Annotated in this window: 11 protein-coding genes and 1 pseudogene; 8 read left to right on the forward strand and 4 right to left on the reverse strand. The window is 65.9% G+C overall.

Annotated features, from left to right (window positions below):
* Positions 1-124: 124 nt before the first annotated feature.
* The 7 genes and pseudogenes from CCZ27_RS00420 (at position 125) to CCZ27_RS00445 (ending at position 6,265) form a co-directional block, all read left to right on the forward strand.
* Positions 125-814, forward strand: coding sequence for a histidine phosphatase family protein (locus tag CCZ27_RS00420; RefSeq protein ID WP_096444866.1), 690 nt, complete (start codon positions 125-127; stop codon positions 812-814).
* Positions 815-1,546: 732 nt separating this feature from the next.
* Complete coding sequence (locus CCZ27_RS23195) at positions 1,547-1,819, forward strand: hypothetical protein (protein ID WP_157748390.1); 273 nt, start codon at positions 1,547-1,549, stop codon at positions 1,817-1,819.
* Positions 1,816-2,445 (forward strand): hypothetical protein, encoded by a 630-nt coding sequence (locus tag CCZ27_RS00430; protein ID WP_096444867.1) that lies wholly within the window; start codon positions 1,816-1,818, stop codon positions 2,443-2,445. Before CCZ27_RS23195 ends, CCZ27_RS00430 begins: the two co-directional genes overlap by 4 nt.
* Positions 2,442-3,158 (forward strand): hypothetical protein, encoded by a 717-nt coding sequence (locus CCZ27_RS23200; RefSeq protein WP_157748391.1) that lies wholly within the window; start codon positions 2,442-2,444, stop codon positions 3,156-3,158. Before CCZ27_RS00430 ends, CCZ27_RS23200 begins: the two co-directional genes overlap by 4 nt.
* A 134-nt stretch (positions 3,159-3,292) precedes the next feature.
* Positions 3,293-4,098, forward strand: a pseudogene (locus tag CCZ27_RS00435) (IS5 family transposase).
* Between the two features lie 252 nt (positions 4,099-4,350).
* Positions 4,351-5,346, forward strand: coding sequence for a hypothetical protein (locus tag CCZ27_RS23885; RefSeq protein ID WP_198363233.1), 996 nt, complete (start codon positions 4,351-4,353; stop codon positions 5,344-5,346).
* Between the two features lies 1 nt (position 5,347).
* Complete coding sequence (locus CCZ27_RS00445) at positions 5,348-6,265, forward strand: toll/interleukin-1 receptor domain-containing protein (RefSeq protein ID WP_096444868.1); 918 nt, start codon at positions 5,348-5,350, stop codon at positions 6,263-6,265.
* A gap of 34 nt (positions 6,266-6,299) precedes the next feature.
* On the opposite strand, the gene CCZ27_RS00450 is transcribed toward CCZ27_RS00445, so the two are convergent.
* The 3 genes from CCZ27_RS00450 to hydA form a co-directional block, all read right to left on the reverse strand.
* Positions 6,300-7,499, reverse strand: coding sequence for a CaiB/BaiF CoA transferase family protein (locus CCZ27_RS00450; protein ID WP_096444869.1), 1,200 nt, complete (start codon positions 7,497-7,499; stop codon positions 6,300-6,302).
* Between the two features lie 34 nt (positions 7,500-7,533).
* Positions 7,534-8,070 carry a peptide deformylase gene (def, locus tag CCZ27_RS00455; RefSeq protein ID WP_096444870.1) on the reverse strand — a complete coding sequence of 179 codons (537 nt, stop codon included), beginning with the start codon at positions 8,068-8,070 and terminating at the stop codon, positions 7,534-7,536.
* 149 nt (positions 8,071-8,219) lie between these two features.
* Positions 8,220-9,662 carry a dihydropyrimidinase gene (gene hydA, locus CCZ27_RS00460; RefSeq protein ID WP_096444871.1) on the reverse strand — a complete coding sequence of 481 codons (1,443 nt, stop codon included), beginning with the start codon at positions 9,660-9,662 and terminating at the stop codon, positions 8,220-8,222.
* A gap of 322 nt (positions 9,663-9,984) precedes the next feature.
* Between hydA and CCZ27_RS00465 the strand changes: the two genes are divergently transcribed.
* Positions 9,985-10,725, forward strand: coding sequence for a GntR family transcriptional regulator (locus CCZ27_RS00465; RefSeq protein ID WP_096444872.1), 741 nt, complete (start codon positions 9,985-9,987; stop codon positions 10,723-10,725).
* 12 nt (positions 10,726-10,737) lie between these two features.
* Here CCZ27_RS00465 and CCZ27_RS00470 read toward each other — a convergent pair whose 3' ends face one another.
* The gene (locus CCZ27_RS00470) at positions 10,738-11,508 is read right to left on the reverse strand and encodes a GntR family transcriptional regulator (RefSeq protein WP_096444873.1); all 771 of its coding nucleotides are present in this window, start codon (positions 11,506-11,508) and stop codon (positions 10,738-10,740) included.
* Positions 11,509-11,756: the final 248 nt, after the last annotated feature.

An 11,756-nucleotide genomic window follows, 5' to 3' on the forward strand; every position in this document is an offset into this window, starting at 1 on the left:
GGCGCAGCCCGTGCCGCCGGGCCTCTTGCCCCGTCGATGGCGGCGGGCGCCTTGCGGTATCGTTGCGGGCGGACGGCACGGCGTGCCGACCGTTCGCCCTCGTCGATCCGCAGGCCGCAGCGCAATGAACGACCCCGTCCAGGACGCCATCCCGCCCTCGATGTTCCACTGGCTCGCCGCCGTGCCGGACGACCGGCCGGTGGCGCTGCTGGTGCGGCACTCGGTGCGCGACGAACTGCCGCGCGACGACGTCGGCTACGAACTGCCGCTCAACGCGCTCGGCGTGCAGCTCGCGCGCAGCCTCGGCGCGGCGATGCACGGGCGCGTGCGCACCCTGCGCACCAGCCCGGTCAGCCGCTGCGTGCAGACCGCCGGACTGATCGGCGATGCCGCCGGCGCCGCGCTGCAGATCGTGCCCGACCGCATGCTGGGCGACCCCGGCGCCTACGTCATCGACCGCCGCCTCGCCGGCCGCAACTGGCTGGCCATGGGCAGCCGCGGAATCATGGAACACCTCGCCTTCCGCGACGACCCGCTGCCGGGCACCGAGCACCCCGACGCCGGCGCGCGCAAGCTGGTGCGCCACATGCTCCAGGTCGCGGTCGATGTGCCGGGCCTGCACGTGTTCGTCACCCACGACATCCTGCTGGCCGCCACCGCCGCGCGCTTCCTTGGCCCGCCGCAAGGGCCGCAGCCGTGGCCGCGCTATCTCGAAGGCGCCTTCTTCTGGCGCGACGAAGACGGGCTGAAGGCGGCCTACCGCGACGCCTGCCGCAGCGGCCTGTCCGAAACGGCTCCGCCGGACGGAGGCTAGCGCCCGCGGCCGGCCACGCAAGGAGCGGCGGACCTCCTTGCTCACCAAGAGCCCCAAGGAGCCTGCTTCAAAGCCCTATTGCTCTCAGGGGTGACAGTGACTTCCCGATGAGCCTGCTGCAGCGTGTGGATTGTCAGCAGTTGGCGGATATCGCCGGGCTTCCTTGGAAGCCGTCAATGACCTGCTGCTCCCGCCCGCAGACGAGATTGATGCCCGCAAGCTGGAGCACGACGCCGTCAACTCAAAGGCATATTCAGGTCCCCGCAGTAATTAATGTTATTGCATAAAAGCGATGAAGAGCCGTACTATTCCTACCTCGATTTCAAGACGTTGGAATAAAGTCAAGGTTGGCTCACCGAAATGCTGTCAGCCCTTTGTGCCAAGAAAGCCAATCGGCTGGATCGATCGAGGATTCCATAAGCCTGTTCATCAAGGGGAGTAATCATGTACTGGAGGTCATTTATCCGCGAGGGGGATACGACAACCCCCGCCGGCGGGAAAGTTCAACCCGTACCCCAGCAATGGCCTGTAACGTATGACGGGAAACACGGTTGCTTCGAGGGCGACCCCGTTTATTGCAATGCCTGCAAGAGCTGGGGCGTTACCAAGTGCGTCCCGCCCTATCACCCACATACTGCGCCCGACGGCAGACAGGCAAATTTAGATGGGGATTTGTGCATCTGCAAATGCCCGACGCCACCACGCCTGAAAGCATTATTTGACAATAGCCGCATGGGTTTTGACGGACATGAGATTGCTCGAATGGCTGGAGCCATGCAGTGGCTGGCTTATGCAGGGCATGAGAGTGGAGAACATGAGATTTTCTTTGAAATTATCGATGCAACGACAAATCAGCCAATTAACGGGATGGCCTATAAATTAGTCAATGAAAATGGTGTTGTTGCTGAAAGTCAAAAGTTAACGAATGGGAAAACATCGTCTTTCTCACTAAAGGAGCATCCAAACCTGACGTTCATTGCTTGGCATGACGGAGATGTTCGATGACCACTACTATCGATTCAGATACTAGATTGCTCGCTTCAATAGCGTACGGTGAAGCATCCACGGACAATGATTCACAAGAAATTGGTGGAATAGCTTTTGCCGTAGCTAATCGATGCCGTGCATGGAATGGGAAAACCGTTTCCGAATTAAAGGCTGCAGACCCCAATTATGCCTATGCGTGGAATGGGAAAAATGCCAGATTCAATGAATTATTCGAGGCATCAGAAAGCGACATAAAAAAAGATGCCGGCATGAGTCTGGCCGTTAATTGGGCAGAAAAGGCAATAAAGAACGAAGGGGGTGACCCATCACATGGTGCGCTTTTTTGGGATGGTCTTGACTTTAAAGTCGATAAAAACAGGAGCGATAACGTAAATCATCCTAAGCGAAGGGACGGCTTTAAATACGGAGATTCATCGCACAATATCTTTGATGTGCCAGAGAAAAGAAGCGAAATCATTGTTCGCTGGATAATCAAGAACAAGAAGACAGGAAGAAATGTGGACGGTGCAGAGCGCGGTCGTTACGACGCAGTTTGGGTTTCAACGTCTGCTCATGGAAAAACCATTTTTTGGAAACACCCTGAAGATTACCTGAAGGCTACGGGTGGAAAGGAGTATCGGTGAAATATCTGCTCGCTATCTTTGGTTTTTTTTCGTTATCAACTGCACACGCTGGCAAGGTGTTTACTAGTTATGAAGACTATTATCAGCAACAGCATGGAATATTCCTTGGAAAAGTGCTCAAAGAGTCAAACGAAGGCTACTCCATTCAGAGTGCGCATGGACTATGTGGCGAAGATGATATGTGCAAAGATCACAATGGGAATCTTGGCTCGAAAAAAATAAAGATCACAGTCAGCCAAACCAAAGGTGCCTTCCAGATCAAAGATCGAAGTTTCTATTATCGAGATGCACGAGTTCTTGACGGGGCACAGAATCCCCCAGAAGAATCCCCGCTTTACGGAGTCTCCGCATACATCGCCCGCAAGAATAAGAACCGCCCGGACATTATCTGCATTGAAGGGTATTACATGGGGTCGGAAAGATTCAGAAATACGGAAGTCTTTTTGGTCATTAATCCACTTGGTTCAAGGAATAAAACCCAATTTCTTCATTTGCCTGGACTGCATTCATCGTGTATGGCCGTACTGCAAGAGCCTGATGGCTCAATCAGTTATCCGAGCAACAGCTACGTTCTGGATGATAAAACCGGACAAAGTACCGGGTTATCAATGAAATACTTTTCGGTAAAAAATGGTGTGCCCCGATCATTGAGTCGTGAAACTCGACTTCGGTTTATCGAAGCTGGGAATCCGTTTAAGTTTTCAATAGAGTAGATGAACATACTTGACGGCTTTATTTGTCATATTCTCAATTTCAAGATCTAAGAAGCTCTAACAAAATGATGAAATGGGCTGTTCACCCTTGATTTCATTTGTTAACCTCTGCCTTGTTTGTCGAGGCAGAGGAGATGGCGAAACCGATACTGGATGACGAATTGTGGGCGTTGATCGAGCCGCTGTTGCCGCCACCGAAGCCGCGCCGGGAACGGTATCCCGGACGCAAGCCGCTGGACGACCGCAAGGTGCTCACCGGCATCCTCTTCGTGCTGCAGTCGGGCATTCCTTGGGAGATGCTCCCCAAGGAGATGGGCTGCGGCTCAGGGATGAGCTGCTGGCGACGACTACGGAAGTGGCAGGAGGCCGGCGTGTGGGACCGCCTGCACGACGTGCTGCTTGCACGGTTGCGCGCTGCCGGCCGCCTCGATTGGTCTCGCGCCATCGTCGATTCCTCGTCCATACGCGCTGTGGGGGCCGGTCAAAAACAGGACCGAACCCCACCGATCGCGCTCGTCCAGGCTCCAAGCACCATCTCATCACCGAAGCGCAAGGCATCCCGCTGGCGGTGATCCTCACCGGTGCCAACCGCAACGACGTCACCCAGCTTCTCCCTTTGGTCGAGGCGATCCCGCCGATCCGTGGCAAGCGCGGCCGACCGCTGTCGAAACCCCGACTCGTGCAGGCCGATCGCGGCTACGACCACGACAAGTACCGCCGACCGCTCCACGCTGCAGGCATCACCACCCAGATCGCCCGCCGGGGCCAGCCGCATGGCAGCGGTCTGGGCAAGACCCGTTGGGTTGTGGAACGCACCTTGGGTTGGCTGCACAACTTTCGGCGATTGCGCATCCGTTTCGAGCGGCTGGCCATCATCCACGAAGCCTTTCTCGAGATAGCCTGCTGCATCATCTGCTGGCGGCAATTGCGAAAGGCATAACAGGCATTTTGTTAGCGCTTCTAAGCGATGAATGTCTGGACTACCCCGACGCAGTGCCCACCCCTAGTTGGATTGGGGAAAACGGGGCGGAGAAACTTCAAGCGACTAACCGCACCGGCACAGCTTCTTGCCCTGTCAGGCGGCTCCGCGGGCAAGTTTGATCTAGCATGGAGACATGAAGCTCCGGCGCGTGCCGGCATCGATCCGATAGCCCGCGTGCCGGTACCCGCCGGCCTTACCCAGGGAGGTGTCATGTGCATCCATGCCACGCAGGAATCGCGGCACGCGAGGCGGGCGTCCGCCGCGGGGGCGGCTCGCCGCCTGCTCGTGTTCGCGTTCGTGTCCATGAGCATCGCGCTGCTGGGCGGCTGCAGCAAGCAGGAGGAGGCGGCATACGCCCCGCCTGCACCAGCACCGGCGGAGCCTGCTCCGGCCGAACCGGCGGCACCGGAGCCGCCGGCCGTCGCACCCGCCCCAGCACCGGCTCCCGCGGAGCCGCCCGCGACGGTGGGGCCGAAACCGCCTGCGGCGGCGCTGCCCGAGCCGCCGGCCATGGCGCCAGAGCCCGAGTCGCCCTCACCCCCACCGCCCCCGCCCCCGGCTGCGGCGAGGCCGCCGGCGGCCGCGAACGGCCATCCGCCGGCGGCGGCGATTCCGTCTTTTCCCTGGCCGCCACCGCGCTATTCCGCGTTCTCGACCATCGCCCGCGAATGGGTGGCGCCCGCCGCCGGCGCGACGCTGGGCTCCGCGGCTGCCCGCATCGAGCAGGCGTTCGACGCCGCGGGCTACGTGGAGCGCAGCTACTACCGCATCCCGGGCGGGTTCGCGCTGGTGTCGCGCGTCGAGCACATCCGCGCCGACGCCACGCCCTTCGCGCCGCCGCAGCGCTGGACGGTGGATGCGCCGCCGCTGCGCGAGGGGCTCATCGACATCATCCGCGCGCTGTTCAACGCCCCGCCGGGCTTCTACCGCGTGATCGCGTTCGCGGTGACCGACCAGGATTTCGCCGCCCGCGAGCAGGCGCCGACCTCGGAGGAAGCGCGCCGCTGGGTGTCCGGCGGCGTCCTGCGCCTGCCGGCGGAGATCGGCGCACTGCCGTATTCCGAGCGCCACTACACCTCCGCGCTGATCTACGAGTTCGAGCGGCGGGCCGACCGGGCGGAGGCGAGCGTCAGGCTGCCGAGCGATTCGCCCGGCAGGACGCATCTCGAGCGGGCCGGCCTGTGGCAGGCGCTCGCCGCGCGCTGACATGAGCACGGATCTCGCCCCCACCGGTGCCGCGGCGCTGCGCAGGCTGGCGCAGGTGTCCATCCTGTTCGCGGTCGCCAGCCTGCTGGCCACGGCCGTGGCGTTGATGCGGCTGCCCCATGCGGTGGGCGCGGGGCAGGGCATCGTCGTCGCGGCGGGCATGCTGGTCGGCGCCTTGGCCTTCGCCTTCGGGGTGATGATCAGCCTGCGCAAGCCGCGCGCGCGGCGGATGGGCTTCGCTGTCGTCGCCGCGGCCTTCGCCGCCGCCGTGCTGTTCGGCCTCCTGGCGGCCGTGGTGCCCGAATCCTCGGCCGCGTTCGGCGCCTGGACGCTGGTGCTGCTCGGCTACGCCGCGTTCGCCACGCACCGCCTGGTGCGCTGGCCGGCGGCGGTGCGCGACGAGCCGAAGTCCGACCTGCGCATCTTCATCTCGTACCGGCGCGACGACAGCCGCGAGACGGTGGGCCGCATCCACGACCATCTGCGCGGGGATTTCGAGGGCGAGAATCTCTTTCTCGACGTCGACCGCCAGGCCGCGGGCGAGGACTACCGCGTCGTGATCGGCCGCGCGCTCGAACACGCCGACGCGGTGCTGGTGGTGATCGGCACGCGCTGGCTGACGCTCGCCGGCCGTGACGGCCGGCGTCGCCTGGACGACGAGGGCGACATGGTGCGGATCGAGATCGAGACCGCGCTCGCCCGCCGTCTGCGCGTGATCCCGGTGCTGGTACAGGGCACCGCGATGCCCGGCGAAAACGACCTGCCGCCCCCGCTGCGGCCGCTGAGCTTCCTCACCGCGCTGCCGGTGCGCCCCGATCCCGACTTCAGGCCCGACATGCGGCGGCTGGTGGCGGCGCTGCTGGGCGAGGACGGGAACGAAGAGGACAGGGAGGCGGAGGCCGTGGCCGGCACGGCCTGAACATGGGCCCGGGCACGGCCGAAACCCGTGCGCTTCAGAGCGCGCCGGCGGCGCGCAGCGCGGCGATCTGCTCCGGCGTGTAGCCCAGGCCGCCGAGCACCGCGTCGTTGTGCTCGCCCAGCGCCGGGCCGATCCATTCGGTGCTGCCGGGCGTGTCCGACAGCCTGGGCACGATGCCGGGCACGCGGCAGTCGCGGCCGTCGGGCAGTTTCACCGTCTCCAGCATGCCGCGCGCGAGGAATTGCGGGTCGGCGAACATGTCGGCCACCGAGTAGATGCGCGAGGCCGGCACCTCGGCCGCCGCCAGCGCGGCCAGCACCGCGGCCTCGTCGTGCGCCGCCACCCAGGCGTCGATCGCCGCGTACAGTTCGTCGCGCCGCGCGTCGCGGCCGGCGTTGTCGGCCAGGGACGGATCGTCGGCGAGGTCGGCGCGGCCCATGGCGTGCATCAGGCGCTTGAAGATGGCGTCGCCGTTGGCGCCGATCGCCACGTGCCTGCCGTCCTTCGTGGTGTGGGTGTTCGACGGTGTGATGCCCGGCATGATGTTGCCGGTGCGCTCGCGCACGAAGCCGAACACGTCGAACTCCGGCACCAGCGATTCCATCATCGCGAACACCGCTTCGTACAGCGCGACGTCCACCACCTGGCCCCTGCCGCCGTTGATCTCCCGGTGGCGCAGCGCCATCAGGGTGCCGATCACGCCCCACAGCGCGGCGATCGAATCGCCGATCGAAATGCCCGTCTTCACCGGCGGCCGGTCGGAAAAGCCGGTGACGTAGCGCAGCCCGCCCATGGATTCGCCGATGGCGCCGAAGCCGGGCTGCGCCGCCATCGGCCCGGTCTGGCCGAAGCCCGACAGGCGCAGCATCACCAGTCCGGGGTTCAGCGCCGACAGCGCGTCCCAGCCCAGGCCCAGCTTTTCCATCACGCCGGGGCGGAAGTTCTCGACCACGATGTCGGCGTCGGCCACCAGGCGGCGCATCATCGCCAGGCCCTCGGGGTGCTTCAGGTTCAGCGTCACCGACTTCTTGTTGCGCGCCTGCACGTACCACCACAGCGACGTGCCCTCGTAGACCTTGCGCCACTTGCGCAGCGGGTCGCCGCCGTCGGGCGATTCGATCTTGATCACCTCGGCGCCGAACTCGGCCATGATGCGGGTGGCGAAGGGGCCGGCGATCAGCGTGCCGAGTTCGATCACCTTCAGGCCGGCGAGGGGTTTGGCGGCTGCGGTCATGGGGCGTCGTCCTTGCGGGAGGAGGGGCGGCGGATCAGTCGTCCGCGGCGCCGGCCAGTTCGGGAAACAGCACGTCGGTGAAGCCGAAGCGGCGGAAGTCGCGCACCCGCATCGGGTACAGCATGCCGATCAGGTGGTCGCATTCATGCTGCACCACGCGCGCATGGAAGTCTTCGGCGATACGGTCGATCGGCTCGCCACCGGGGCCGCGGCCCTGGTAGCGGATGCGGCGGTGGCGCGGCACCAGGCCGCGCAGGCCGGGCACCGACAGGCAGCCCTCCCAGCCGTCCTCGAGTTCGTCGTCGAGCGGCGTGATCAGCGGGTTCAGCAGGATGGTGCGCGGCACCGCCGGCGCATCCGGATAGCGCTCGCTGCGCTCGAAGCCGAAGATCACCACCTGCAGGCCGACGCCGATCTGCGGCGCCGCCAGCCCCACGCCGCCGGCCGCGGCCATGGTGTCGAACATGTCGGCGATGAGTTCGGCGAGTTCGGGCGTGCCGAAGGCGGCGACGGGCGCGGCGGGCTGCAGCAGGCGCGGGTCGCCCATGCGGAGGATGCTGCGAACGGTCATGGCTGGCGGGAGCGGCGATGCGGTGTCGGGGAGGCTCCGATTATCGCAGCAAGGGCGCGCGGCGCCAGCCCATGCCCGTTTCCGCCGCGGCCGCGGAAGTGCCGGCAGTGCGCCGCCGCCGTGGCCTGTCCGGCGGCGGCCGCTGCCGTTCAGCATCCGCGGCCGGGCCCGGTGCGCTCGCTCCTGGGGCGTGCCGGCAGCGGCTTGGCGCATTCCAGGAAGCGCCCGCGGCCGGCGATGGCCGCCGGCGCCGGGCGCGGGCCGTTCCACACCACCTCGCCGCGCGAGATCGTCACCCGCGGCCAGGCGCGCAGCTTCATGCCCTCGTAGGGGGTGTAGTCGACGTTGTGGTGCAAGCGGTCGTTGCGCACGGTGAGGTCGAGGTTGCTGTCCCAGATCACGATGTCGGCGTCGGCGCCCACCGCGATGCTGCCCTTGCGCGGATACAGCCCGTACAGCCGCGCCGCGTTGGTCGAGGTCAGCGCGACGAAGGTCTGCGGGTCGATGCGCCCGGTCAGCACGCCTTCCGAGAACAGCAGCGCCATACGCGTTTCCAGGCCGGGGATACCGTTCGGGATGTGGTCGAAGGAGGCATGCTCGCCGCCGGCCTTCTTGCCCTGCGGATCGTCGAAGCGAAACGGCGCGTGGTCGGACGAAAAGACCTGGAACACGCCGTTCTCCAGGCCGTCCCACACCACCTTCTGGTTCGCCTTGTCGCGCGGTGGCGGGCTGCACACGCATTTCGCGCCGTGCTCGCCTTCCAGGTGCTCGCCGGTCAGGAACAGGTACTGCGGGCAGGTCTCGCCATACACCTGCAGGCCGCGGCCCTGCGCCCAGCGGATCTGCTCCACCGCCTCGCGGCCGGACACATGCACGATGAGGATGGGGACATCGACCAGTTCGGACAGCGCGATCGCGCGGTGCGTCGCCTCGCGTTCGACCAGCATCGGCCGCGAGGCGGCATGGAAGCGCGGGGCGGTGTGGCCGGCGGCGAGCAACTGCTCGGTGAGCCAGGCGATGCAGTCGGTGTTCTCGGCGTGGATCATCACCATCGCGCCCTCGCGCCGGGCGACGGCCAGCGTTTCGAGGATCTGGCGGTCGTCGAGCTTGAGGTCGTCGTAGGTCATGTAGATCTTGAACGAGGTGTAGCCCTCGGCGATCAGGGCGGGCAATTCGCGCCGCAGCACGTCGGGCGTCGGGTCGCTGACGATGAGGTGGAAGGCGTAGTCGATCACCGCCTTGCCCGCGGCGCGCGCGTGGTAGTCGTCCACCGCCGCGCGCAGCGACTGGCCCTTGAACTGGCAGGCGAAGGGCAGCACCGTGGTGGTGCCGCCGCAGGCCGCCGACAGCGTGCCGCTGTAGAAGTCGTCCGCCATCTTCGTGCCGTCGCTCATCGGCTGGTCGAGGTGGCAGTGGCCGTCGATGCCGCCCGGCATCACGTAGCGGCCGCCGGCGTCGATCTCCTGCCGCCCGGCGGGCAGGCCCCGGCCCAGCGCGGCGATCACGCCGCCGCGCACGCCGATGTCGCAGTCGAATTCGTCGGCGGCCGTCACGACGTGGGCGTTGCGCACCACGAGGTCGAAGTTGTCCATGGTCGTCTCCTTGCGTCCGTTGGCGCCCGCCGCTCCAGCGCATGGGCTGGTGGCCGGGGGCGAATGATTGTCGATTTTTAATTTTAAAATTGTCGACAATATATAGGCCACGGTTCCGACATACAAGCGTGCCGATCCTCAGGCATCCGTCGCTCGCCTCCATGGAGGCGCCGAACCGGCTGCCGGTGGAAACGGGCTCCGGTGCCGCCGGGGATTGCCATGGCTGCCGACAAGGAATGGCATGTGTTGCCGCCGCTTCGGCCGCAAAAGTAGAATTTCGCCTGTCTGCCCGTTGCGGGCTTCCCACTGCAGGACGACGAGGATGGAAAAGAAGGCCGCCGGGCGGCGCGGGCACGATGCTCCGGCCGCCCCGCAGCAACCGGACGGGACCGCGGCGGCCGTCTCCGACCAGGAGATCTACGACCGCATCGTGACCTCGATCATGGAGCACCGGCTGCCGCCCGGCACCAAGCTCGGCGAGGACAAGCTGGCCAGGATCTTCGGCGCCAGCAGGGCGCGGGTGCGCCAGGTGCTGGCGCGCCTGGCGCTGGAGCGCATCGTCGTGCTGCAGCCCAACCGCGGCGCCTTCGTCGCCGAGCCCACCGTCGACGAGGCGCGCGAGGTGTTCGAGGTGCGCCGGCCGCTGGAGGCCCTGGTCGTGCGCCGCATCGTCGCGCGCCGCGATCCGGCCCTGCTCGCCCGCCTGCGCGAGCACGTCGCGGCGGAGGAAGCCGCGCGCGCGGCGCGCGACCGCCGCGCCATCATCCGCCTGTCGGGCGAATACCACGTCCTGCTCGCCGAGCTTTCGGGCAGTACGCTGGCGGCCAGGCTGATGCACGAACTGGCCTCGCTGACCTGCCTCATCATCTTCCTCTACGATGCGCCGTCGGTGCCCGCCTGCCGCGACCAGGAGCATGCCGAGATCACGCAGGCGCTGGCGGACGGCGACGAGGCGACGGCGATCCGCCTCATGACCGAGCATCTCGACCACGTCGAAGCCTGCCTCGACCTCAGCCGCGGCGCGGCGCAGGAACTCGACCTCGAGGCTGCGCTGGCCGGCTGAACGGTCTGCGGCTCAGGAAAAGATCCGCTCCAGATCGTCGTCGTCCTGTGCGGCGAGGCTGATGTCGAGCGACTGTTCGACGTGGTCCAGGTGATGCAGCATCAGGGCCGCCGCGCATTCCTCGTCGTGCCGGGCGAAGGCTTCCAGCAGCCGGCGATGCTCGTCGTCCGGGCAGGCCCGGCCGGCAGGCGAGTCGTACAGGATGATGATGAGGCAGGTGAGCAGCGTCAGTTCGCGCATCTGCCGCGCCAGGATCGCATTGCCGGCCATCTCCGCGATCTCGAGATGGAACTCGCCCGACAGCTTGACGACCGTCTGCCGGTCGCGCATCGCGCGCGCCCGTTCCTCTTCCGCCACCAGCCCGCGCAGGCGCGACAACTGGGCGGGCGTGACCGACTGCGCCAGCTTGCGCGCCAGCGCCGGCTCGATCAGGCGCCGCGCCTCGAACACCTCGCGCGCCTCGCCGACGGTGGGCTCGGCGACGAAGGCGCCGCGGTTGGGCACCAGCGTCACTACCATTTCGTGGGAAAGCCGCGTCAGCACCTGGCGGATCATCGCCCGGCTGGCGCCGAACACCGCGGCGAGGCGCTCCTCGACCAGCTTGCGGCCGGGTGCGAGGCGGTGCTCGATGATGGCGTTGAGGATGCGGCGATAGATCGCCTCCGCGTCGGCGCCAGCCGTGGCGCGCGTCCGGCGCCCGGCGGCAAGCCGCAGTACCTTGCCGTCCTGCGCAGGCGGGGCGCTGTCGTCCGCGCGGCGCCGGGTGGGTTGCAGTGTGGTCATGCTCGTGCTGTCGGGTCGAAGGTGTTGTTGGCTAAATATAATATTTTTTGTCGACAATTTGTTGACGGAGTGTCGGCGTCAAAACTATAGTCTGTCGCACGACGATGCCGGGAAGGCTTCGTCCTGCGATCTACCCGGTTGCAGGTCCGGATGCCGGTCGTCGGCGGTAAAGAAGAAAGGCGCGCGGCCGCGATCCGGAACCGCAGCGCCCGACGCCAGCAACAAGCCGTCCTGAGCGGGCGCAGACC

The organism is Thauera sp. K11 (assembly GCF_002354895.1).
GTDB classification, from domain to species: domain Bacteria; phylum Pseudomonadota; class Gammaproteobacteria; order Burkholderiales; family Rhodocyclaceae; genus Thauera; species Thauera sinica.

Coding starts and splice junctions, on each gene's coding strand:
- CCZ27_RS00420 (WP_096444866.1), top strand. CDS start 125: ATGAACGACCCCGTCCAGGACGCCATCCCGCCCTCGATGTTCCACTGG.
- CCZ27_RS23195 (WP_157748390.1), top strand. CDS start 1,547: ATGGGTTTTGACGGACATGAGATTGCTCGAATGGCTGGAGCCATGCAG.
- CCZ27_RS00430 (WP_096444867.1), top strand. CDS start 1,816: ATGACCACTACTATCGATTCAGATACTAGATTGCTCGCTTCAATAGCG.
- CCZ27_RS23885 (WP_198363233.1), top strand. CDS start 4,351: ATGTGCATCCATGCCACGCAGGAATCGCGGCACGCGAGGCGGGCGTCC.
- CCZ27_RS00445 (WP_096444868.1), top strand. CDS start 5,348: ATGAGCACGGATCTCGCCCCCACCGGTGCCGCGGCGCTGCGCAGGCTG.
- CCZ27_RS00450 (WP_096444869.1), bottom strand. CDS start 7,499: ATGACCGCAGCCGCCAAACCCCTCGCCGGCCTGAAGGTGATCGAACTC.
- def (WP_096444870.1), bottom strand. CDS start 8,070: ATGACCGTTCGCAGCATCCTCCGCATGGGCGACCCGCGCCTGCTGCAG.
- hydA (WP_096444871.1), bottom strand. CDS start 9,662: ATGGACAACTTCGACCTCGTGGTGCGCAACGCCCACGTCGTGACGGCC.
- CCZ27_RS00465 (WP_096444872.1), top strand. CDS start 9,985: ATGGAAAAGAAGGCCGCCGGGCGGCGCGGGCACGATGCTCCGGCCGCC.
- CCZ27_RS00470 (WP_096444873.1), bottom strand. CDS start 11,508: ATGACCACACTGCAACCCACCCGGCGCCGCGCGGACGACAGCGCCCCG.